Below are 23,237 nucleotides of genomic sequence, written 5' to 3'. Positions count from 1 at the left end.
GCTACCCGATTTAGTAAAAGAGACATAAGCTACAATTACGGGGGGGAGTTTTTATAACCAAGCCTTTTTTAGGAGCTCCACGCCAAGCTGGATTTCCTCACAAGAAAGATTACTAAAACCAAGTTTAATAATGGGGTTATCGGTATTATTTTTAATAAAGTAGAGTGAAGTAGGATACACTTTAACACCATGAAATGAAGCTCGCTCTATTAGCCATTCTTCTGAACGTTTCAGATGTACTTTGATTAATAAATACAAACCGGACTGCTCACCAATAATTGATATAATTTGATCGAATTGCTTTTTTAATAATGATACCAAGAGCTGCATTTTTCGTTTATAAACAAGACGCATACGTTTAATATGGCGATTCCATTCTCCTTCTTCCATAAATTTAGCCATTGTGAGTTGGCTTAGAAGTGAAGTGGTACTCTCAAAATGAAGAAATTGGTCTTTATAACGGTTTAAAAGTGGTTCTGGCAACACCATATAACTTAAACGAATTCCTGGAAGAAAGGACTTTGAGAAATTCCCTAGATAAATGACTCTTGCAGAATCAATGGATGCGAGAGCTGGAAATGGTTGTTGCGTATAGCGAAATTCACTATCATAATCGTCTTCGATAATATACCCTTGCATCTTGTTAGCCCAATGAATAAGCGTTTGCCGTTGTTGAATGGACATGCTTACCCCATATGGACTGTGATGGGAAGGTGTTACATAGATTAATCGTGATTTCATTTCTGCCAATTGTGAAAAATCAGCACCTGCTTCATAAACTGGTAAAGTTTCAATCGTCAAACAATGGAATTGAAAAGCTTCCCTAGCGCCATCATATCCAGGGTCTTCTACTGTAACGCTTGGAAAATCATCCTTTAGTATATGTCCAAGATTGATAAGCATTTGTTGGGTACTACTGCCGATAATAATGGCATTTTCATCTGTTTTCACCCCACGGGATTGGAGTAAGTATGTGGCAATTTGTTCACGTAGGCACACCTCACCAAAGGGTTCCCCATATTGAAAGCTCTCCTGTAACGTTAATACTTGATTGGCAATCCTCCTCCAAATTTTTAGAGGGAAATGTGTTTGATCTACGGCACCTGCTCGGAAATCAATGAGTGTAGGTGTCACTGACTCTCTTTGCTTTTTATTATGAGGAATTAACTCTTCTTGGGATAAAAGTGGCTCTAATTCATTTACAAAATAACCTTTTCTCCCTTCTCCTCGAATATAACCTTCAGCTACAAGTTGATCATAAGCCATTAATGTCGTATTGCGACTTACTTGAAGGGAATCTGCAAGTTGACGAATGGAGGGCAATTGTTCATCAGCAAGTATGTCACCCCGATCAATAAATAACTTAAACTGCTCATAAATTTGTTTGTATTTGGGAGAATCATCCTTAAAAGCAAAAATGGTATTTATCATTTACGACCCCCTTTGACATGTTTATTTATTTAGAATTGTACCTTTTTATATGTCAGTTTGTATAATACTATATTTCTTAGATGACGTACTCGATTATTAAAGGTAGAAATGAGGATATAAAAAGTTGCTATGATCGTGAATAAATAATATTTAAGAATCAATGTTTAAAAGTTTATATCAGTTGGAAAGGAGATTTTTTATGTATATCCCTAAGCAATTTGAAATAAAAGAATTAGCAGTAGCCTACGATGTAATACAGGAGAATGGTTTTGCAACATTGTGTTCAATGCATGAAGGCATACCTTTTGCTACACATTTACCACTGCTTTTGAATAAGGAGAAAAACTATTTGTATGGTCATCTTGCTCGTCCGAACCCTCAATGGAAAGATATTGAAAATCAAACAGTCTTAGCAGTTTTTCATGGTCCTCACTGTTATATCTCTTCCTCTTGGTATGAGACGAATCAAGCAGTACCAACATGGAATTATGTGACTGTTCATGTATACGGCGAAGCCGAACTAATTGAGGATGAACAGGAGTTAACGGATTCCTTGCATGACATGGTATTGAAGTATGAAGCCCCTGATAGCTCATACAAATTGCAAGATTTAGACGCTGATTTTCTCGCTGGAATGAACAAAGGAATTCAAGGCTTCAAAATAAAAATCAAAAAGATAGAGGGAAAAGCGAAGTTAAGTCAAAACCATTCATTACATCGACAAGAGCTAGTTATTAATCACCTGGAACAGATCCAATATACAGATGAGCAAAAAATTTCCTTTTTAATGAAGGAAAACCTAAAAAAATAACGTTGAATGTTACTGCACTAACGGGAGTGTTGATCCAATAAGGATTTACACTCTTTTTGTTTAACTTCTTTTACTAATGGAGCAGATTTCAATAATAAGGAACACTTAGAACGTTTTTACACAAGTGCAGAGAAAATCTTAGCAGCAACGTTTTTTTCACTATCAGTTAATGGAAGAAAAATTGGAGCCTTTTTAAATAACGTTGCATGTTATTTCCATTAAGCTAGTCAAAATCTTAACAGATTTCAAAATGTTAAGCCGTATGAGTATTTTTAAAAAGATATGCATGTACTGGATTAATTTAACAATCGATATATAAAATATAACAAAAAATCACGGTCCCTTTATACGGATATAAAATTCCAGAGTTATTCTTAATTTACATCTAGAGGGAGGGATCGGAAGTTGTCAAAATTTCAGGCCATATCTTCTTTGTGCATCTTGGTATTTATTATCATTTTCGTAACTTATAAAATCACAGCATTCTCATCCAATCATTCCACAACGAATCATTCCACATCAAACCGCTACATTCAAGTACAATTGTTAGGCGTTAATGATTTTCACGGCCAACTAAACAAATATCAAATGGTTTCAGGAACGATGGCAGGGGGTGCTGAATACCTGGCTGCCTATTTAAAAAAATATATACAAAAAAACCAAAATACACTACTTGTTCATGCTGGTGATATGGTAGGAGGAAGTCCTCCAATTTCTTCTCAATTTAAAGACGAACCCACGATTGAACTTTTAAACCTCCTGCACTTTGATGTCGGGACACCTGGAAATCATGAATTAGACCAAGGCGTAAATGAAATGAAACGTCTTATTTATGGAGGATTCAATAAAAAAACAGGTTATTTTCAAGGTGCCAATACTTCTTACATTTCTGCAAATATCATCGATAGAAAGTCGGGTACTCCCTTGTTATCACCGTATGTTATTAAACAAATTGACGGAATTAATATTGGATTTATCGGTGTGGTCACAAAAGAGACCAACCTGTATGTGGCACCTGAAAATCGAAAAGAAGTAGAAATTACGGATGAAGTTTCAGTTATTAACGGAACCGTTAAGATTTTAAAGGAAAAAGGGATCAAAGTAATTGTTGTACTGGCACATGATTCAACTAAATCTGATCAGACAGGAGCAAATTCCAGTGGAGCTTTAGTGGAGATGGCTCCAAAAATCGATGATGAGGTCGATGTCATTTTTGCCGGTCACAGCCATGAATATGCCAATACCGTTGTAGCCGGTAAACTGATCGTTCAAGCTTATTCTAATGGGAAAGCCTTTTCTCAAGTAAATCTTGAAATTGACCCACATACTAAAAATATTGTTAAGAAACAAGCAAAGGTTATTGTCACTTCACATCATCAAATAAAACCAGATAAAGAAACGGTGGCTCTTCTAAATAAATATAGAAAAAGATTGGGGAGCTATTTTAATCAGGTAATAGGAGAAATGCCTGAAGAAATCACACGAAAACAAGATGCAAACGGTGAATCCCCATTAGCGAAAATGATTGCAGAATCTGAGCGGGAAGCCATGGGGGTAAATATAGCTTTTGTCCATCAAGGCGAAATGAGGAAAAGTTTTAAAAAAGGGGATATCACTGTAGAAGACCTTTATACAAACTTGCCCTTTGGTCATAGTATCAGTAAGTTAATCTTAACAGGAGACCAAATAAAACTTGCTTTAGAACAGCAGTGGGCGAAAGATTATGAAAATAGGTTACAAACGGTTGGTTTAACGTATGATTGGGACCCAAAGGCTCCAATTGGCAACCGCATTGTTGCGCTAAAAGACATGAAGGGTCAAGAGATTCAGCCAAACAACGAATATGAAGTAGCGGTTAGTAATTATTTAGCTTCAGGCGGTGATAACTTCACTGCATTTGAACAAGGTAGACTCGTGGAATCCGGTCCACAAGTCGTCACTGCACTTATACGCTATATCCAACAGAAGTATCCCCACGAAATTTTTCCTCATTCATTGAAAGAATGAAGGGGAAAATACAAGGACTTGCATAAGTGGCAGCTCTTTTTCTTATGAAGTTAAAGGGGCTGGTTAGCTCTTTAAGGAAAGTGGAAGGTAAATCCAATTAATAGTATAGTCATATGTACTAGATCCTTTTTGTGGTCTATTTCATGATCGAAGAAAAATTCAGCTGAGGTGTATTGTACCAAATAATTTACATTGCTTTTATTTTTCGAGAAAGTAAAGGTACAATTAATACTTATATAGTTTAATGATGATAATAAAAAATAATGAGGTAGGGAAAAAAATGATTGCAAAAACAGAAGAAGATTTTAATGGTTTGAAGGAAATTGGCAAAATTATTGCCTCCATTAGAGATGAATTGGTACAAAGAACAATTCCTGGCATAACGACCAAAGAACTTGATGATATAGCCGGAGAACTTTTAGAAAAAGCAGGTGCAGTTTCAGCTCCAAAAGGTGAATATGATTTTCCTGGCTATACTTGCATTAGTCTTAATGAAGAAGTGGCACATGGTATTCCGGGTCATCGGGTTATTCATGAAGGGGATCTAGTAAATATAGATGTATCTGCTTCAAAGAACGGTTATTTCGCAGATACAGGAATCTCATTTGTAGTAGGAGAAGGAGAAGAAGTATTAACGAGAATATGCGACGTTGCTAAAAAGGCATTTGAAGCAGGTCTTAAGAAAGCAAAACCCGGTTCCAAAAAAAGTAGAATCGGAAAAGCAGTATTCGAAACAGCGAGACAGCATGGATTCACTGTTATCAAAAACCTAACAGGACATGGTGTTGGACGTAGAATACACGAAGCACCTGACCATATTTTAAATTATAATGATCCATGGGATAATGAAATATTAAAGGAAGGGATGGTTATCGCATTCGAACCATTTATCTCAACCTTTGAAGAAGAAGTATTCCAAAAAGAAGACGGTTGGACCTATGCTACAGAAAAAAGTTATGTAGCTCAATTAGAACATACGATTATCCTTACTAAAAATGGTCCGATTATTGTCACACTTTAATTCAAGCAATGAAGTTTCTAAAATTATAAGCCCTTATTTAGACTTTGTGAATTGTGAATAAATGTACCTAAACTAACAAGTGCGTTAGCTGAAGATCGGAGCTGTCTTTAAGGCAGCTTTTTCTTTTGGAACTATCGGGCAGGTTAGTTGCGCGAAATGTTTCTAGGTTAAATCGGATGGACTTCAAATAGGATTGTTCAGCAAGAATCGTCCCAGGTTCAATGGTGAATTATGTTAAAATGGACAATTTGATTTTTCGGCCATTTTAATATTTGCAAATGGGGAATTCAAGAATTATTTTTCTACAGATGCAATGATGTCTTCAGCTAAGAGTTTAGAACCACTAGCACCTTTTAAATATTTCAATGTTCCTTCACTAGACCAATCAAATATCTTTATACTGCTTATTCTTTTATTTACTTCTTTAATGTTTAACTGGTTAGAAACAAAATTATAATTTGAAGGAATAATTTTATTGCCGGCTATAGTTAAAGCATTTAAACAGACTATTTGAGTTACAACAGGTAACAACTCTTTTATACAATTAAAATAAGTAAGAGTTATATTATGTATTTTTTCCTTGAGTAATTCGGCTATCTTTGTATTTTTAATTAATAACAAAAGAAAGTTATATACATTTTGTAAAGTAATATGCTTTTCTTTAGTTCTTTTGCCAATTAACGTTCCGTTATTATACAAGGGGCTGTTAGGGTCAATAATTAACTGTGTTGCAATCCAACTAATTTCTTCATCTAAACAGTGAAAAGTAATGAACGCAGATTTAATATTGCATTGTTTTGTACATACTCCGATTCCCCCAAAATCCGGAGTTTTTGCCTATTAATCTGCCTATATCTGGACGGATTTTTTCATCTCCACTCTTCACTGTAATAAAGTTAATTATTTCATGCTTTCTTGGAACAGTTCCGTTAAAACGAAGTCATATCTAGCCGATTGTAATAATTAAGGTATAATGATAGGGAAAGATATTTTGTAACGGATTAGGTGAAGATGATCATGAAGCTAATCATTGCGGAGAAACCAGATCAAGGTTCAACGTTAGCAGCTCAATTTAAAACGAAGAAACAGCAAGGCTATATAGAAATCATGCCGAATGAACTTTTTCCCGATGGAGCTTATGTAACTTGGGCCGTCGGGCATTTATGTCAACTCGTTTCCCCGGAAACCTATCATTCAAAATGGAAGAAATGGTCGATGGAAACGTTGCCGATGATTCCGGAGAAATTTCAATATGAAGTGACCCGGCAAAAGGCAAAGCAATTCAATGTTGTGAAGACATTGCTTAGGAAACCGGATGTCGATGAAATAATTCATGCAGGTGATGCCGGGCGTGAAGGAGAATTGATTGTACGCAATATCGTCAATCTATGCAATGTCAATAAGCCGATGAAACGTTTATGGATTTCCTCTTTGACCCCAAAAGCGATTTATGAGGGATTCCAAAATCTGAAGAGCGAGGAAAAAACCAGGCCGCTCTATTATGAAGCGTATACGAGAGCTTGTGCGGATTGGGTTGTGGGAATGAATGCATCGAGAGCGTATAGTATTTTATTGAAACAAAGGGGCGTTTCGGATGTGTTTTCAGCTGGTAGGGTTCAGACACCTACTCTCGCTTTGATAGTGAAGCGGGAAATGGAAATTGAGCAATTCAAGTCTGAACCGTTCTGGGAAGTGTTCGCTGACTTCAAGATGGATGGTAAAAAGTATCAGGGGAAATGGCAGCAGAACAATGATCCCAGAATCAAGACAAAAGAACTTGCTGATAAAATTGCCGCTTTTTGCAAGGGTAAAGAAGCAGAAATTGCAGAGATGGACACAGAAAGAAAAGAATTTCAGCCACCTTTGCTATTTAATCTATCGTCATTGCAGGCTACAGTAAACAAGATATATAAATATTCACCGAAACAGACTCTCGATATTGTACAAAGTTTATATCAAAAAGGGATCGTTTCTTATCCACGTTCAGATTCCAATTATGTTACGGAGGGGGAAGCCGAAACATTTCCCGATATATTGCAAAAACTAAGTGGATTTTCAGAATATGAGTCCCTGTTTCCTTTGCCACAACCGAACATCATGAATAATAAACGGTTTGTAAATGAAAAAAAAGTGACTGATCACTATGCAATTATTCCGACGGAGCAGGTAACCGACCCAAAGCGGCTTTCCGCTGAAGAACGGAATATTTATGACTTGGTGGTACGCCGGTTGATTGCTGCTCATTATGAGAAAGCCATTTTCGATTACACCACCATTAAAACGCTTGTCGATAAGCGTGCCGAATTCATTTCAAAAGGCAAGCAACAGATCCAAGAGGGATGGCGCAAAGTGATTTTCCAAAATGACAAGGATGATGATGATATCATTTTGCCGTCCGTTTCAAAAGGGGATACCGGAAAGGTCGCCAATATAAAGGTGAAAGAAGGAAAAACACAGCCTCCTAAGCGCTATACAGAAGGTCAGTTGATCACATTGATGAAAACTGCCGGAAAGCATCTGGATAATGAGGAGCTAGAAAAGGTGCTGATGAAAACCGAGGGCCTCGGAACGGAAGCGACTCGAGCTGGGATCATTACCATGCTGAAAGATCGTAAATACATTGATGTCAAAAAAAATCAGGTGTTTGCGACTGATAAAGGGAAAGTGCTGATTACTGCCATCGGGGAGAAAATCCTGGCTTCACCTGAAATGACGGCCAAATGGGAACAGCGTTTAAGGGAAATTGGTGAAGGGAAGGCTTCAGCCGGCGGCTTTATGGAAGCTGTTAAGAAGATGTCAGCAAAAATAATCAGTGATGCCGTGGAATCATCGGAAAGCTGGGATTTTCAAGGGCTGGACACCGAGTCGATTCAACGGAGCGGCCCTAAAAGGAAAAGCTCAGCATCTGTGGGCAGCTGTAAACTATGCGGTTCTAAGATTGTCGATAAAGGGGAATTCTATGGATGTGTAAGTTATCAAAAAACCAAGTGTAATTTTACTATCTCCAAAAAAATCCTAAATAAGAAAATCAGTCAAGCAAATATAAAAAAGCTGTTGGCGAACGGTGAAACGGATTTGATAAGTGGTTTTAAAAAAGGAGAAAAGACTTTTGATGCCATATTATCCTGGTCCGACTCTGAAAAAAAGATCAGTTTTACATTCCCGACAGAACAAAACGTCAACCAAACTTGAGAAGAAACATCATTTAAAGGCGCCCTGAGACGATATCTTCTTGTTTCGGGGCCGTTAATATAGTAAAATTTTTAGATATGCGTTTGAATGGGAGGATTCCGAATGCCTACACCGAGCATGGAGGATTACATAGAACAAATTTATTTACTTATTGAAGAAAAAGGATATGCAAGAGTTTCCGATATAGCCGAAAATCTTTCCGTCCACCCATCTTCTGTTACAAAAATGGTTCAAAAACTGGATCAGGAAAAATATTTGATATATGAAAAGTACCGGGGTCTCGTTTTAACTGCAAATGGGAAAAAAGTTGGTAAAAGGCTCGTATACCGTCATGAACTTTTAGAACAGATGCTAAGGTTGATAGGGGTCAAGGAAGAAAATATTTATCATGATGTTGAGGGGATTGAACACCACCTTAGTTGGAATGCCATCGATAGGATTGGAGACTTGGTTGAATTCTTTGAGGAATCTCCTGACCGTGTCGAGGATTTACGAAAGATACAAAAAAGAAATGAAGAAAATGCAAAATAAGCTGCCGCTGGCAGTTTTTTTTTATTTGACCTGGTCGTTCTTCATTTTACACATACGGTTACAAGTGAGGGAAAGTGCAAAAGTATTTTGAAAAAAGGATTTTTAAAGTGAAAGCAGAATAGCTATAATGTAGCCCCAGTATTTGATTCGGGAAAACTTTTTGTCTTGGTGAACGGGGCCGGGATTGTAATGGCCATGAATATTTCAGGTACTTAGATAATTAGGGGTTAAATGAGAGGGGGAATGTCTGATGAATTTACATACTTGGCATAAAGAGTCGGAAAAGGAATGGGATGTTTTTGCACCTATGTGGGTGAAGAATTCGCAAGAAATGTGGGAAACGGGGAGCCGGAAAAACATTATTCCTTTCTTTTCTGAATATGTACCTTCGGGAGTGAAGGTGGCTGACATAGGCTGTGGTGATGGAGTTGGATCTTTAAAATTGGCCGAAGCGGGATTTGAAGTAACTGGAGTTGATTTATCCAATGTGATGATTGAATTTGCAAAGGGTAAAACCTCTCAACAACCTGAACTTTCTTTCCTTCAAGGAGATTTTTATAATCTTCCATTCAAGGATGAAGAAATGGATGCGGCAATGGTCATTAATTCTCTGGAATATACGGGTGAACCATTAACGGTGTTGAAGGAAATCCAACGGGTAATAAAGCCTGGGGGTTATGTCTGTTTTGGAATACTTGGTCCGACAGCTGAACCACGAAAAAACTTTAGTTTTCAACGGTTGTTAGGAGATAAAGTCATCATGAATACAATGCAGCCGTGGGAATTTGAAAGAATGGCAACAGAAACGGGATGGAAGGCGGTGGCTGATACAGGCGTCGCGAAGAGAGGGGTGGACTATACAAAACTGGGACATTTTTCAAAGGAATTAAAGCAAGCTGTATCGTTCATGTGGCTGTTCCTCCTTCAAAAAGAGGTGGATATGTGATGGAGAAGTATCAAATCGATCAATTCGTTGAAAAGACGAAACAGCAGGATAAAGGACAAGGCTTATTTGAACTTGAAACGGAACGAATTCTGGAAATTAATCTGGAACAGCAGATATGGGCAAAAATGGGGACGATGGTTTCTTATCGCGGCCATATTAAATTCGAGCGGGAAGGCATCTTGGAGCATGGTCTTGGTAAACTTTTCAAAAAAGCCTTGACGGGTGAGGGTGCATCCTTGATGAAAGCGACCGGAAGCGGCAAGCTATACGTCGCTGATCAAGGGAAGAAGATTTCAATTTTACAGTTAAATGGTGAATCGATCTGTGTTAACGGTAATGATTTACTTGCCTTTGAGCCGGGTATTCAATGGGATATAAAAATGATGCGCCGCATTGCCGGGTTATTGGCGGGGGGATTATTCAATGTAAGGCTCGAGGGGAGAGGAATGGTCGCATTCACATCCCATTATGAGCCACTTACTTTAATGGTGGAACCAGGGAATCCAGTCTATACGGACCCAAATGCAACAGTTGCATGGTCAGGGGAATTGCAGCCTGAATTCGTAACGGATGTTTCATTAAAGTCGTTTTTTGGAAGGGGAAGCGGCGAATCCGTTCAAATGAAATTCGAAGGCCAAGGTTTTGTTGTCGTCCAACCTTTTGAAGAAGTATATTTCGGTAATAAGGAATCATGAAACAAACAGCCTGAGTCAGAAACTCAGGTTGTTTCCCATGATATTCGAAAGTGGCTGCCCAAAAAAACTATTTAGTTAAATAGAAAGCTTCTTTTTTCTTACCCTTTCAATCCCACTCATATGGGGTTGATTGGTAGACATAATAGTTCAGCCAATTCGAGAACATCAGGCTGCAATGGCTCTTCCAGCGGTGAAGGGGTACCTTGGTGGGATCGTTATCAGGAAAGTAATTTTCAGGGAGTTGCGTATTGATCCCACGCTCCCTATCGCGTTTGTATTCTTCACCGAGGGTATCGGCATCATACTCGAAATGGCCGGTAACCATAATTCTTTTTCCATCAACAGAAGCAGCCATCAATACCCCAGCTTGATCGGACTGTGCCAGAACCTTCAATTCTGGATGGTTAACTAATTTTTGATAGTCAATATCCGTATGGCGTGAATGAGGGGCCATAAAATAATCATCGAATCCGCGGACTAGATTTTCATTTGGTTCAAGTACCTCATGAGTATATATGCCGAAGCATTTCTCTGGCAGTTCGTGTTTGCCTATTCCGTAATGATGGTACAGGGCTGCTTGGGCTCCCCAACAGATATGTAGGGTGGATGTTACATTTTCGTTTGACCAATTCATGATATTCTGCAGTTCTTCCCAATAATTAACGTCTGAAAATTCCAGTTTTTCGACTGGGGCGCCTGTAATGATCAAGCCGTCATATTTCTTTGTGCGAATATCAGTAAATGATTTATAAAATTGGTCTAAATGAAATTTACTCGTGTTTTTTGATTCATGTGTGCTTAGGCGCAGGAATGATATGTTTACTTGAATGGGAGTATTGCCAAGAAAGCGCAGTAACTGAGCCTCTGTTTTCTCTTTTTCTGGCATAAGGTTTAAAATTAATATATTCAATGGACGGATTTCCTGATTGGTAGCTCTTTCCTCATCCATAACGAAAATATTTTCCTGTTCTAAAATTTCCCTAGCTGGCAGTTGTTCCGGAATTCTGATTGGCATGATTAGCCTCCTTCTCCAAAAATCATAATATTTTTATTATATAGAAAATTATTGAATAGAAAAGCAATTTTAATAATTTCTTGAAAATCTCGAAGGAAATGGATCGCGAATGGTAAAATGGGAAGATCATGAATACATAAACTTATGAAGTTGGAGAGGTGTATGGAGATTGTTTGATCCTACAGCATTTGAGAACATGAAAGTGGTACTGGAAGGAGCTGTCTATGATCGTGACTTCATTGGAGACATATTGGTCATAAACCGTGATGATATGGTGAATCTGTCAACCATGTCCAGATCATATAAGATCGAGATGGAATTGAAAGAACCCATGGCACCCATTTCGATTAGCGGTGCCATCGAAATACACGCTTCACTCCGGAATCTAAGTGCAGAGTTACTCGATTCCACCATTGATGATACGCATTCCGGTTGCACGGTCGATATTTTCATTTCTTTTCCCCAAAAGCTTAATGAAGTGAATGCTGAACAATTCTTGAACGACCTGGGAAAAATTTGGGGAGATCAGAGAATCATTACAGTGACGACAAGCTTAACGGTCAGTAAAAAGGTGCAACCCGTTCATTCATCTTTATTTAAAGTTTCATTTGGCAGGCTTGTAAAAGAGGAGCAAATGGATGATTTGGAAGACATGGTAGAGTATTTGATACAATCCATAAAAGCGGTGAAGATTCAGGGATGATCGGAAAAGGATAAAAGTTGGTAAACGTACCTTTCAATACGGTAAAATGACATCATCATACTAAAGGGAGCGATCATACATGTCCATTTACGAATTTGAAGTTAATAAAATCAATGGCGAAACCATCTCGCTTGAAGAATATAGAGGGAAAGTGATGATTATCGTGAATACGGCAAGCAAATGCGGTTTTTCACCACAGTATGATGATTTGCAAAGCCTGTATGTACAGTATAAAGAGGATGGTTTAGCCGTGCTTGGTTTTCCGTGTAATCAGTTTTTGAAACAGGAGCCTGGTGATGACCTGGAAATCGATTCTTACTGTAAATTGAATCATGGTGTAACATTCCCGATGTTTGCAAAAGTGAATGTCAATGGAAAGGAAGCCCATCCCTTATTCAGTTATCTGACTGAAAATGCTCCTGGAGTGATGGGGTCCAAATCGATAAAATGGAATTTCACAAAGTTCTTGATTGATCGTGATGGAAATATCGTCAGTCGGTATGCACCTAAAACAAAACCCCTGGAAATGGAAGAGGATTTAAAAAAATTATTATGAAGAATGATATCGAGTCCAACGGATGCTGCAGTTTCTGTTGGGCTCGTTTTTTTTAGGTAAGATATTTATTGCATGGATCCATTTTTAGAGGGGGACAGATGGTTGGGATGTTGAATATAATAGTAAACACACAATTGAGGGGGGAAACCATGGAACGAATTGCATGGGTAACGGATAGTACGGGAACTTTAGACGAAGAATTAGCATTGAATGAGCATGTTTACGTCGTTCCGATGGTCGTCATCATCGATGGGAAGGAATATGAAGATGGCGTCGACCTATCACCTGAGGAATTATACCGAAGAATGAGTGAGGATAAGATGAATGCGACTACATCACAGCCCTCGGTCGGCAGATTCCAAGAGTTATATAAGGAGCTTGAAAAACGCTATGATCGAATCATAGCCGTACACCTTTCAAGTGAATTGAGCGGGACCGTTTCCGCGAGCAGGCAAGCTGCACAAATGGTTACGATCCCCGTTGACGTGTTTGATACTTTACTTATTTCCTTTCCAATGCTATTAATCTTGAAACGGCTCATGCATTATATTGATAATGGCGATTCCATCAATGAGGCTTTCGCTAAAACGAGAATATATGCGGAGAATCATGAAACGTATGTATTAATAGGTTCTTTAGATCAGCTGCATCGCAGCGGCAGGTTAACAAACGCACAGTTTATTCTAGGAAGCCTATTGAGCTTTAAACCCATCATTTCAATCGAAAATGGTGTGCTTCATACCAAATCTAAACCTCGGAACCTTAAAAAAGCGGAAAAACAGATCTTCACTGATTTTCGCAGGTCAGTCGAAGCAGGAAAAGTAAAAGAATGCACCATATTATATGGTGCTGTTTCGGAGCAGGCACATAGATGGAAAAAGATGATTTCCGAAGAATTTCCTCATGTGTTGACCCATGTATCTCCGCTCGGTAGTGCAATAGGGGTGCATACTGGTGAACAGACGATTGGACTCAGTTGGTTCAATGAAGATTAAAGCACAACATTATTGAGAACCATGGTAAAATAGATAGGACATGGAGTGGTGAAATGAAACAAACGATGATAGATTTAACGGAGAAGTATGTATACGACCAATTGAATTCAGATGCCAGCGGCCATGATTGGTTCCATATCGATCGGGTTCGTAAGCTGGCTTTACATATTGCAAAAGAAGAAGGAAAAGGGAATGAGTTCATCATTGAATTGGCGGCCCTGCTTCATGATATCCCTGATGATAAACTAAACCAGGAAGCTGATGAGGGATGGGGAAAGCTGGATCTTTGGTTTCAGGAACTGAAGTTGGATATTGATAGTGTGGATGCCATTAAACAAATCATCAACACAATTTCATATAGTTCCGGGCAGTTGAAGCTTCCTTCCATCGAGGCTGAAATTGTTCAGGACGCGGACCGCTTGGATGCAATTGGTGCCATTGGGATAGCCAGGACATTTGCATTTGGAGGAAAAAAGGGACAACTTATGTTTGATCCTTCACTGCCCATCAGGGAAAACATGACAAAGAAGGAATACAGGACGGGTAAAAGCTCTTCCGTTCATCACTTTTATGAAAAATTATTACGTTTGCAAGATATGCTCAATACTTGCACAGCCAAGAGGATTGCAAGTGAAAGGCATGAATATATGGTTAGATTTTTAGAGGAATTTAAAAAGGAATGGGATGTACGATTATGAAAGTTTTTAGCATGGAACATGTAATGAAAACCCAAGGGGAAAAACTTCTATTTAAAGATGTATCTTTTTCCATTACCGAAGGGGAAAAAATCGGGATCGTTGGCATAAACGGCACCGGTAAATCAACATTATTGAATATCATTGCAGGATTGGAAGACAGTGATTTAGGAACGAAGGATCATCCGAATGATTACACGATTTCCTATCTATCCCAAGATCCGCATTTTGATGAGAAATTGACGATCATGGAATATATGTACGAAAGCTCAACTCCTGTATTTTCATTGATCAAGGAGTATGAAAAGACGCTCGTCCAACTCCAGGTAGATCCACAGAATAGTGCAATACAGGACCGTTTGTTAAAACAGCAACAGGATATGGACACGCTTGGCGCCTGGGATACAAGTGCCAATGCCAGAACGATACTGACCAAGCTGGGCCTTCCCGATCACTCAAGGAAATTGGGGGAACTGTCAGGTGGCCAAAAAAAACGTGCGGCCTTGGCAAAAACCTTGATTGAGACCCCTGATTTACTGATTTTGGATGAGCCTACGAACCATCTCGATTTCGAAAGCATTACATGGCTTGAAGAATATTTGGGGAAATATCAAAAGTCCGTCTTATTCGTAACCCATGATCGTTATTTCCTTGATCGGGTTTCCAATAAGATTTGGGAAATTGCCCAAACGCAGCTTTTTGAATACAAAGGGAACTATGCTGACTATTTAGAATCAAGGGCCATTCGTGAAGAGAACGAATCGACCGAAAGAACGAAAAAAGAAAGTCTATTTAAAAAGGAACTGGCCTGGATCCGAAAAGGTGCAAAGGCCCGGACAACGAAACAAAAGGCCAGGATCCAACGCTTCGAAACATTGGAATCCGGTGTAAAGGATAAGCAGAAAACCGAGAACCTGGAAATGGAATTAAGCGGTGCCCGTCTTGGGAAAAAGGTACTGGAGATGCAGGATGTAACTAAATCTTTCGGGGATCAAACCATCATCAACCATTTTTCCTTCCTCTTCAAACCAGGTGATCGAATTGGGATCGTTGGTAATAATGGCAGTGGTAAGTCAACCTTGTTAAATATCCTGGCGGGACGGGAATCTATAGATGAAGGAATCCTGGAAAAAGGGCAAACCGTGAAAATAGGCTACTATACGCAAGAAAGCGTCGATATGGATGAGAATTTGCGCATGATAGAGTATATTCGCGAAACGGCGGATTCAATCGCCCTTAAAGATGGTAGTTTCATTTCGGCTGCGCAGATGCTTGAAAGGTTCCTGTTTCCAATGGGATCGCATGGGACGCCAATTCGCAAGCTTTCCGGTGGGGAGAAAAGGCGTTTATATCTCCTTAACATATTAATGTCGGCGCCTAATGTCCTGCTTTTGGATGAACCGACGAATGATTTGGACACGCAAACCTTGACCGTTCTGGAGGATTATTTAGAAACGTTTTCAGGTGTAGTCATTACCGTATCACATGATAGGTATTTCTTGGATAAAACGTGCCATCAGCTTCTTGTTTTCAAGAATAAAGGTGAAATTGATTTCTATTACGGTAATTACTCGGAGTTCTTGGAAGAAAAGACGGAAGAGGCCGTACCAGTGAAAACACCAGAACCTCAGATTAACCGCACGGAAAAGAAAAAGAAAAAACTAACCTATGCGGAAAGTAAGGAATGGGAAGAGATAGAAGGGAACATGGAACGGGTCGAGCTGCGTCTGAAAGACATCACGTCAGAAATGTCAGCAGCGGGAAGTGATTTTGAAAAAGTCCGCCTGCTGCTTGAAGAAGAAAAGGAACTAACGGATAAATTAGAGCATTTTTTGGAAAGATGGACGTATTTAGCGGAAAAATTGGAAGAGGAATGAGCGGGGACTGGTCCAAGGGAGCAAACTTGGACCGGTCTTTTTTTTAGCCAATCTCAATTGCATGAGAATCTGTTGCCGTTGTGATAATATCTAGTACATGGAAACGTCTTGTAAAAGGAGAGAAATGGATTGAAAATTAAATCAATAGAACCTACACCAAGTCCGAATACAATGAAAATCAATTTAACTGAAGAGTTATTAGCAGGTAAAAGTAATAACTATAAGAAGGATCAAGCTGAACAGGCACCGCAGCTGATTAAAGATTTATTTAAGATTGATGGGGTGAAAGGGGTATATCATGTTGCGGATTTCTTAGCGGTTGAGCGCAATGCGAAATATGATTGGAAAGATATCTTGGTCCAAATCCGTCAGGTCTTCGGGGAAAAAACCGAAGAACAAAGTCAACAAACGGTTTTAAATGAACATTACGGTGAAGTAGCCGTTGCCATTCAACAATTCAAAGGCATTCCGATGCAAATTAAAGCAAGTGATAGCCAACACGAGAAACGTTTTGCCTTACCGGAATATTTCATAAAGGGCATTGCCGCTGCCCAAAAAGAAGATGATAATGTAGTCCTGCTTCGAAAATGGAAGGATTATGGCGTAAGATATGGTGATATGGAAGATATCGTGAAGGAAGTATCGGATGAGCTGATTGCAGCATATCCAGAAGAACGAATTAATCGGCTTGTAGCTGCTGCTAAAGAAATGGTGGATACAAAAGAAACATTCTTGAAACGGCCAAAAATTAAACTGACTGCAGAAATGCTGAATGACGAAAGCTGGGAAAAGCGATATCAGGCTTTAGAACAAATGGAAGATCCAACAGTGGATGATATTCCAGTATTGGACATGGCACTCTCCGACAGTAAAGTCTCCATTCGAAGGCTCGCGGTTGTATACTTGGGTATGATCGAAGATAGAAAAGTGCTTCCGAGCTTGTACAAAGCTTTGAAAGATAAAAGTGCAGCCGTAAGACGTACGGCTGGTGACTGTTTATCCGATCTAGGGTTTGAAGAAGCGATGGGGGAAATGTCACAATCACTTTCAGATAAAAATAAGTTGGTAAGGTGGAGGGCGGCGATGTTTTTATACGAAGCGGGAAATGAAACGACCCTCCCTTATCTAAAGCAAGCGGAACAGGATCCTGAATTCGAAGTGGCCCTTCAGGTCAAGATGGCCATTGATCGTATTGAAAATGGGGAAGAAGCGAAAGGTTCGGTTTGGAAGCAAATGACAGAATCAAGGCAAACGAATGACAAGTGATTTGGAATAACCCAGGCAAAAGGCATGCGGATGATTTAATCCGCATGCCTTTTTATTTTTGAGTTCCCTCAGGTCGAACCCAAAAACATTTAAAATGGCCAATTTTTCGATATATAGAAGTTTTTTAAGATATAAATCTGTTCTCTATTATTTTAGTAAAATAATTTTTGTAGATATTTAGTGTTGAATGGTTGCATTTGAATGTAAATATGTTAGAATTTTTAGAGTATACTAAAAATTATATTATATTGAATCATTAAACATTTAGTGGAAATTGGGGGTACAACAAATGTCTACATCAAATATGAGAAGTGACATGATTACAAAAGGGGTCGATCGAGCTCCACATAGAAGCCTGTTGCGGGCAGCAGGGGTTAAAGAAGAAGATTTCGGTAAACCGTTTATCGCGGTTTGTAATTCATACATCGATATCGTTCCAGGTCATGTCCACCTTCAGGAATTCGGAAAAATAGTGAAGGAAGCGATTCGGGAAGCAGGCGGTGTGCCTTTCGAATTTAATACGATCGGGGTAGACGATGGAATTGCGATGGGTCATATTGGTATGCGCTATTCTTTGCCAAGCCGTGAAATCATCGCGGATTCCGTGGAAACTGTTGTATCTGCACATTGGTTTGACGGTATGGTTTGCATTCCAAACTGTGACAAGATAACGCCGGGAATGATGATGGCAGCTCTTCGCGTCAATATTCCTACAATATTCGTAAGTGGCGGACCGATGAAGGCAGGAAAAGACAAAAACGGTAAGTCTCTTTCATTAACATCCGTTTTTGAAGGGGTGGGCGCTTATCAAGCAGGTAATATCAATGCAGAAGATTTACAGGAAATCGAGCAAGTTGCATGCCCTACTTGTGGTTCTTGTTCAGGAATGTTCACTGCAAACTCCATGAACTGTTTGGCAGAAGGCTTAGGACTTGCGCTTCCGGGAAATGGAACGATTTTGGCGGTAGCAGATGAACGTAAAGAATTCGTCAAGAAATCCGCTAAACAATTGATGGAGATAATCAAACTGGATATCAAGCCTCGTGATATCGTTACGATTGATGCAATTGATAACGCATTTGCATTGGATATGGCGATGGGCGGATCAACTAACACTGTACTGCATACACTTGCATTGGCACATGAAGCAGGTTTTGAATATCCAATGGAACGCATAAATGAAATAGCTAACCGCGTACCGCATCTAGCGAAAATTGCACCGGCATCCGATTATCATATTGAAGATGTACATAATGCTGGTGGTGTAAGTGCCGTCATTAATGAGTTACTCAAAAAACCAGGTGCCTTTAACGGAGACTGCCTTTCCGTTTCAGGTAAAACGCTCCGCGAAAATGTTGCCGGTTGTGAAATTTTGGACAAGGATGTTATCCATCCGTTAGATAATCCGCATTCTGAGCGTGGAGGGCTGGCGGTATTGTTCGGTAACCTTGCACCTCAAGGCTCCATCATAAAAGTGGGTGCCGTTGACGAATCAGTTGGTGGCTACCACAGGGGTCCTGCGATTTGTTTCGATTCCCAGGAAGATGCACTTTCCGGAATCATTACTGGAAAAGTTAAGGAAGGGAATGTAGTGGTCATTCGTTACGAAGGACCTAAAGGAGGGCCGGGTATGCCGGAAATGTTGGCACCGACTTCCCAAATCGTCGGAAGGGGACTTGGAGCCAAAGTCGGTTTGATTACTGATGGCCGCTTTTCAGGCGCATCTCGAGGCATCAGCATTGGCCATATATCCCCCGAGGCAGCTGAGGGAGGCCCAATCGCCTTTGTGGAAGATGGAGATATCATCGAGTTGGATTTGGAAAATCGTAAAATCGAATTGGAAATTTCCGATGAAGAATTCGAAAAGCGCAAAGCAAATTGGAAAGGCTTCGAATCAAAAGTTAGAACAGGCTATTTAGCACGTTATTCCAAACTTGTGACGAATGCCAGCTCAGGCGGAGTGATGAAAGTTTAATTAAAGGAAATACTAAAATATGGTGGCAGAATGAAACGGATTCTGTCACCATGTTTTTTTTTTGCAGCGAAAATGAATCTTCTTTGATTATGACCCATTATGCTGGAAGGACGAATATACAACGCTCTAAGCGTCATTTTTGCATAAGTACTTAAGAATATAGTATGATTAAACTAATTGAAGAATTTTAACCAAGGGGGTTTTTTTATGTCGATGGCATATGATGAATATATGAAACAAATGGTAAAACCAATGCGTGCGGAACTGGTGCAAGCAGGTTTTGAGGAGTTGGAATCAGCCGAAGCGGTTGAAAACTTTATGGATGCCGTAGAAGGTACGACACTTGTGGTTGTGAATTCAGTTTGTGGTTGTGCTGCCGGGTTAGCCCGTCCAGCTGCTACTCAAGCCGTACTTCAAGCAGACAATAAGCCTGATCATCTGGTAACTGTATTTGCCGGTCAAGATAAGGAAGCGACAGCTAAAATGCGGGAATACTTCGATGGAATAGAACCTTCTTCACCATCAATGGCTCTCCTAAAGGGCAAAGAGGTCTTACATTTCATTCCGCGCCATGATATAGAAGGACAGCCAATGGAAGCCATTATGGAAAATTTATTGGCAGCATTCAGTCAAGTGAATAAGTGATGAAGTAGAATGTCCTGGAAACAGGGCATTCTTTTCAAATTTAATAGAGTATGGAGGGGGAGGATTCATGTTTGTCACTACAGTAGGAAGAGTCGATAAAGAAACGATGATATTAGCCGAAAGGTTAGCTGAAGAATTACATATTCCCTATATTGCCCGAAGAAAACGATCGGTGAGAGATATCCAATCGGATCATGATGAAGATGATTGCCTCGTTTTTGGTAAAAAGCGGATGGAGTTATATCGGTACCAAGAAAAAGAACCATTCTTTTTTCACCCGAACCTTGCAATGATAAGAATAAAACGATTAATTCGTGGCGAAAGTGATCCATTTCTCATTGCCGGAGATATAAATGAGGGGGATTCTGTGCTTGATTGTACATTGGGCTTGGGCTCTGATGCGATTGTCGCAAGTTTCGCAGTTGGTGAACATGGACAGGTTGTTGCATTGGAGGGAAATCAATATTTGGCCATGCTCGTGGAACATGGGATGAAGACCTGGGAGAATGCAGAGGAAAAGATGATACAAGCGATGAGACGAATAGAGGTCATTCAAGCGGATCATTACGATATATTGAAAGCATTGCCGGATGATCATTTTGATGTCGTATATTTCGATCCCATGTTTGAGGAAACGATTCAGGAATCGAATGGAATCAGGGGGTTGACTCATTTTGCGGAAGATAAAGATTTATCGATGGAAATAATGAAAGAAGCCAAGCGGGTTGCGCGAAAGAGAGTCGTGTTGAAAGACCATTTTCGCAGCTCCCGCTTTGAGGAATTTGAATTTGAGGTATTAAAGAGAAAAACATCCAAATTTCATTTTGGCTTCATTTCCATTCTTGATCAGGATTTATAATCTGTCTCGTCTAATCCCATTGCACAACCTTCCCTGCTTGAATCGGCAGCACCATAGTTCGAACCATCAGGATTAATTTGAATGGCTTGGACATTCCCTATAGAGTGGGGAACTTCATTAAAGGCAAAGCCCATTCCTTCTAAGTGACCTTTGCTGGTCATATCCATTCCTGCTTCCCATTCAATATGGGGGCCCATTGGTGTGAAAATTCTAGGTTCTTCAATGGCTGCTTTCAAGTCCATTTTTAAATCGAGTACATTGATGATCGTTTGGACGACTGAACTGATGATGGTTGGTCCTCCAGGTGATCCTAACGTCAAAATCGGCTCGCCGTCTTTAAAGATGATGGTCGGGCTTTTACAGCTGACAGGGCGTTTATTGGGCTGCACTTCATTCATGCCCCCAGGAATGGAATCGAAATCAGTCAGTTCATTATTCAACATGAAACCATAGTCGGAAACCATGATGCCTGAGCCGAATGGATGTTCAACTGTAGAAGTGCAAGCTGCAATATTACCCCATCTGTCACGGACCGTGAAGTGTGTCGTTTCACTGATATCTTCGTCATTTGGTTGCGGAATGACTTCCCTTTGTTTCACGGAATCATATATCCAAGGGTTTCCGAAGTCAATGGCATTATTCCTTGCATTGAAATTAATGAATGAGCGGCGTTTGGCTATATATTCATCATGCAGTAGACCCGCTAATGGCAATTCGGCAAATTCGGGATCAGCGAGAAATGCCTTTTTATCTGTAAATGCAAGACGCATCGCTTCTGCAATCAAGTAATATTTTTCCCAAGAACGGACGTCATATTGTTCGATTTGGAAGCTCTCCAATATTTTCAGGATTTGAATGACCGTGAATCCGCCTGCACTTGGGGCCATGGATGATGCAATTCGATAATCCTTATAAGTCCCATACATTGGTTCATCAATCGTTGCTTTATAATCCTGTAAATCAGAAAGCTCCATGAACCCTCCCAATTCCTGTATACAGGAAATGATGCCCTCTCCGATTTCACCATCATAAAATGCGGAAACGCCTTCACGTTGCAATATCCGATAGGTATTCGCCAAATTTTCTTTTATCAGCAATTCGCCATCTTGATAGGGTTTTCCGTTTGGCATGAAGAACTTACGGGCTTCCTCGCCCAATCGATATTCAAAATTTTTAAGAGCATCGCAAAGGACCCAATTGACGGGAACTCCTTTTTCTGCAAATTCAATGGATGGCTCGATGAGGTCAGCTAAAGGCTTGCTTCCATATTCGGAGAGTGCTTCATCCATAGCTTTCAGTATTCCAGGAATTCCAACCGCTGTAGCTTTGATCGAGCGTTCTTTAAATGGGATGACTTCCCCTTTTTCATCAAGAAACATGTCTCGATGCGCTGCTTTAGGTGCTCTAACATGGCCATCGAATATTTTTGTTTTCTTATCTTTAGCGTTATATACCATAAGGAAACCACTTCCGCCGATTCCAGTCATCATGGGTTCTACAATATTCAGGGCAAATTGGATGGCGACCGCCGCATCGACAGCATTTCCACCTTCACGTAATATTTTTTCCCCAATGGAAGTGGCTACGGGATGAGCGGTAACGACCATTCCGGCGTTCCCTGTAGCTGTTTCCCGCTTGTAATCTTTATCTTTAGTGTGTTCATTGGTGTTTTCCATAATGATTCCTCCAGTATTCAGTCCTTTTATCTGCCAGAAGGTAAGGCTTTATGTGATTATGTGAAAAGAAAACCTTGTCATTGTGTATAAATGACAAGGAGATTTTTCGTAGGTATTTATTTATTCTTAATCAGCAAATGCTAAATATACGAAAAATGCTAATGTTACAAGACATAAAGCCACCATGGCAGTCGTAGCCAAAGCCATATAAGACCCCTCCTTAAAAAGACTTGAATCTAATTAAGTTCTCCAAATATCGTCAAAATCCTTCATTTAATTGTAGAATTGTTGATATTTAGTGAAAAAGTTCGGGTTCATAAAGTTTATATAGGTATTTATCC

At 39.7% G+C, this 23,237-nt stretch carries 20 protein-coding genes; 16 read left to right on the top strand and 4 right to left on the bottom strand.

Annotation, left to right across the window (positions count from 1 at the left end):
• Positions 1-51 precede the first annotated feature (51 nt).
• Entirely contained in the window at positions 52-1,431 is a 1,380-nt protein-coding gene (gene pdxR / locus QUF78_RS16020; RefSeq protein ID WP_289325449.1) for a MocR-like pyridoxine biosynthesis transcription factor PdxR, read from the bottom strand.
• A 199-nt stretch (positions 1,432-1,630) separates the two neighbouring features.
• On the opposite strand from pdxR, the gene QUF78_RS16015 reads away from it, so the two are divergent.
• The 3 genes from QUF78_RS16015 (at position 1,631) to map (ending at position 5,270) form a co-directional block, all read left to right on the top strand.
• Entirely contained in the window at positions 1,631-2,242 is a 612-nt protein-coding gene (locus QUF78_RS16015; RefSeq protein WP_289325448.1) for an FMN-binding negative transcriptional regulator, read from the top strand.
• A gap of 405 nt (positions 2,243-2,647) precedes the next feature.
• The gene (locus QUF78_RS16010) at positions 2,648-4,249 is read left to right on the top strand and encodes a bifunctional metallophosphatase/5'-nucleotidase (RefSeq protein ID WP_289325447.1); all 1,602 of its coding nucleotides are present in this window, start codon (positions 2,648-2,650) and stop codon (positions 4,247-4,249) included.
• Between the two features lie 280 nt (positions 4,250-4,529).
• On the top strand, positions 4,530-5,270 hold the full coding sequence (map, locus tag QUF78_RS16005; RefSeq protein ID WP_289327333.1) for a type I methionyl aminopeptidase: 741 nt from the start codon (positions 4,530-4,532) through the stop codon (positions 5,268-5,270).
• Between the two features lie 294 nt (positions 5,271-5,564).
• On the opposite strand, the gene QUF78_RS16000 is transcribed toward map, so the two are convergent.
• Entirely contained in the window at positions 5,565-5,969 is a 405-nt protein-coding gene (locus QUF78_RS16000; protein WP_289325446.1) for a hypothetical protein, read from the bottom strand.
• A 318-nt stretch (positions 5,970-6,287) separates the two neighbouring features.
• On the opposite strand from QUF78_RS16000, the gene QUF78_RS15995 reads away from it, so the two are divergent.
• From QUF78_RS15995 to QUF78_RS15980, 4 genes are all read left to right on the top strand, one after another.
• Complete coding sequence (locus QUF78_RS15995) at positions 6,288-8,462, top strand: DNA topoisomerase III (RefSeq protein ID WP_289327332.1); 2,175 nt, start codon at positions 6,288-6,290, stop codon at positions 8,460-8,462.
• A 102-nt stretch (positions 8,463-8,564) separates the two neighbouring features.
• The gene (gene mntR, locus QUF78_RS15990) at positions 8,565-8,993 is read left to right on the top strand and encodes a transcriptional regulator MntR (protein WP_289325445.1); all 429 of its coding nucleotides are present in this window, start codon (positions 8,565-8,567) and stop codon (positions 8,991-8,993) included.
• Positions 8,994-9,243: 250 nt separating this feature from the next.
• Positions 9,244-9,939 (top strand): class I SAM-dependent methyltransferase, encoded by a 696-nt coding sequence (locus QUF78_RS15985; RefSeq protein ID WP_289325444.1) that lies wholly within the window; start codon positions 9,244-9,246, stop codon positions 9,937-9,939.
• Positions 9,939-10,634 (top strand): AIM24 family protein, encoded by a 696-nt coding sequence (locus QUF78_RS15980; RefSeq protein ID WP_289325443.1) that lies wholly within the window; start codon positions 9,939-9,941, stop codon positions 10,632-10,634. Before QUF78_RS15985 ends, QUF78_RS15980 begins: the two co-directional genes overlap by 1 nt.
• 106 nt (positions 10,635-10,740) lie before the next feature.
• Here the strand turns inward: QUF78_RS15980 and metA are convergent, their stop codons facing one another.
• A complete protein-coding gene (gene metA / locus QUF78_RS15975; RefSeq protein ID WP_289325442.1) occupies positions 10,741-11,649 on the bottom strand; it encodes a homoserine O-acetyltransferase MetA in 909 nt (302 codons plus the stop codon).
• Positions 11,650-11,818: 169 nt separating this feature from the next.
• On the opposite strand from metA, the gene QUF78_RS15970 reads away from it, so the two are divergent.
• The 9 genes from QUF78_RS15970 to QUF78_RS15930 all read left to right on the top strand — a co-directional run bounded on the left by QUF78_RS15970 (position 11,819) and on the right by QUF78_RS15930 (position 21,220).
• Positions 11,819-12,352 carry a hypothetical protein gene (locus QUF78_RS15970; protein ID WP_289325441.1) on the top strand — a complete coding sequence of 178 codons (534 nt, stop codon included), beginning with the start codon at positions 11,819-11,821 and terminating at the stop codon, positions 12,350-12,352.
• Positions 12,353-12,431: 79 nt separating this feature from the next.
• A complete protein-coding gene (locus QUF78_RS15965; RefSeq protein WP_289325440.1) occupies positions 12,432-12,908 on the top strand; it encodes a glutathione peroxidase in 477 nt (158 codons plus the stop codon).
• Between the two features lie 149 nt (positions 12,909-13,057).
• A complete protein-coding gene (locus QUF78_RS15960; RefSeq protein ID WP_289325439.1) occupies positions 13,058-13,903 on the top strand; it encodes a DegV family protein in 846 nt (281 codons plus the stop codon).
• A gap of 53 nt (positions 13,904-13,956) precedes the next feature.
• Positions 13,957-14,601 (top strand): HD domain-containing protein, encoded by a 645-nt coding sequence (locus QUF78_RS15955; RefSeq protein WP_289325438.1) that lies wholly within the window; start codon positions 13,957-13,959, stop codon positions 14,599-14,601.
• Positions 14,598-16,475 (top strand): ABC-F family ATP-binding cassette domain-containing protein, encoded by a 1,878-nt coding sequence (locus QUF78_RS15950; protein WP_289325437.1) that lies wholly within the window; start codon positions 14,598-14,600, stop codon positions 16,473-16,475. The genes QUF78_RS15955 and QUF78_RS15950 overlap by 4 nt, the downstream gene beginning before the upstream one ends.
• 129 nt (positions 16,476-16,604) lie before the next feature.
• A complete protein-coding gene (locus QUF78_RS15945; RefSeq protein ID WP_289325436.1) occupies positions 16,605-17,741 on the top strand; it encodes a conserved virulence factor C family protein in 1,137 nt (378 codons plus the stop codon).
• A gap of 289 nt (positions 17,742-18,030) precedes the next feature.
• Complete coding sequence (gene ilvD, locus QUF78_RS15940) at positions 18,031-19,716, top strand: dihydroxy-acid dehydratase (RefSeq protein ID WP_289325435.1); 1,686 nt, start codon at positions 18,031-18,033, stop codon at positions 19,714-19,716.
• Positions 19,717-19,923: 207 nt separating this feature from the next.
• The gene (locus QUF78_RS15935) at positions 19,924-20,361 is read left to right on the top strand and encodes a BrxA/BrxB family bacilliredoxin (RefSeq protein WP_289325434.1); all 438 of its coding nucleotides are present in this window, start codon (positions 19,924-19,926) and stop codon (positions 20,359-20,361) included.
• Between the two features lie 67 nt (positions 20,362-20,428).
• Positions 20,429-21,220, top strand: coding sequence for a class I SAM-dependent methyltransferase (locus QUF78_RS15930; protein WP_289325433.1), 792 nt, complete (start codon positions 20,429-20,431; stop codon positions 21,218-21,220).
• On the opposite strand, the gene ggt is transcribed toward QUF78_RS15930, so the two are convergent.
• Positions 21,208-22,896, bottom strand: a complete 1,689-nt coding sequence (ggt, locus tag QUF78_RS15925; protein ID WP_289325432.1) for a gamma-glutamyltransferase — start codon at positions 22,894-22,896, stop codon at positions 21,208-21,210. The two genes, QUF78_RS15930 and ggt, sit on opposite strands and share 13 nt — an antisense overlap.
• Between the last annotated feature and the right edge of the window lie 341 nt (positions 22,897-23,237).

It is taken from the genome of Peribacillus sp. ACCC06369 (genome assembly GCF_030348945.1).
GTDB lineage: Bacteria > Bacillota > Bacilli > Bacillales > DSM-1321 > Peribacillus.
The sequence above is the reverse complement of the archived record's forward strand: the minus strand, read 5'-3'. Positions and strand labels throughout refer to the sequence as shown.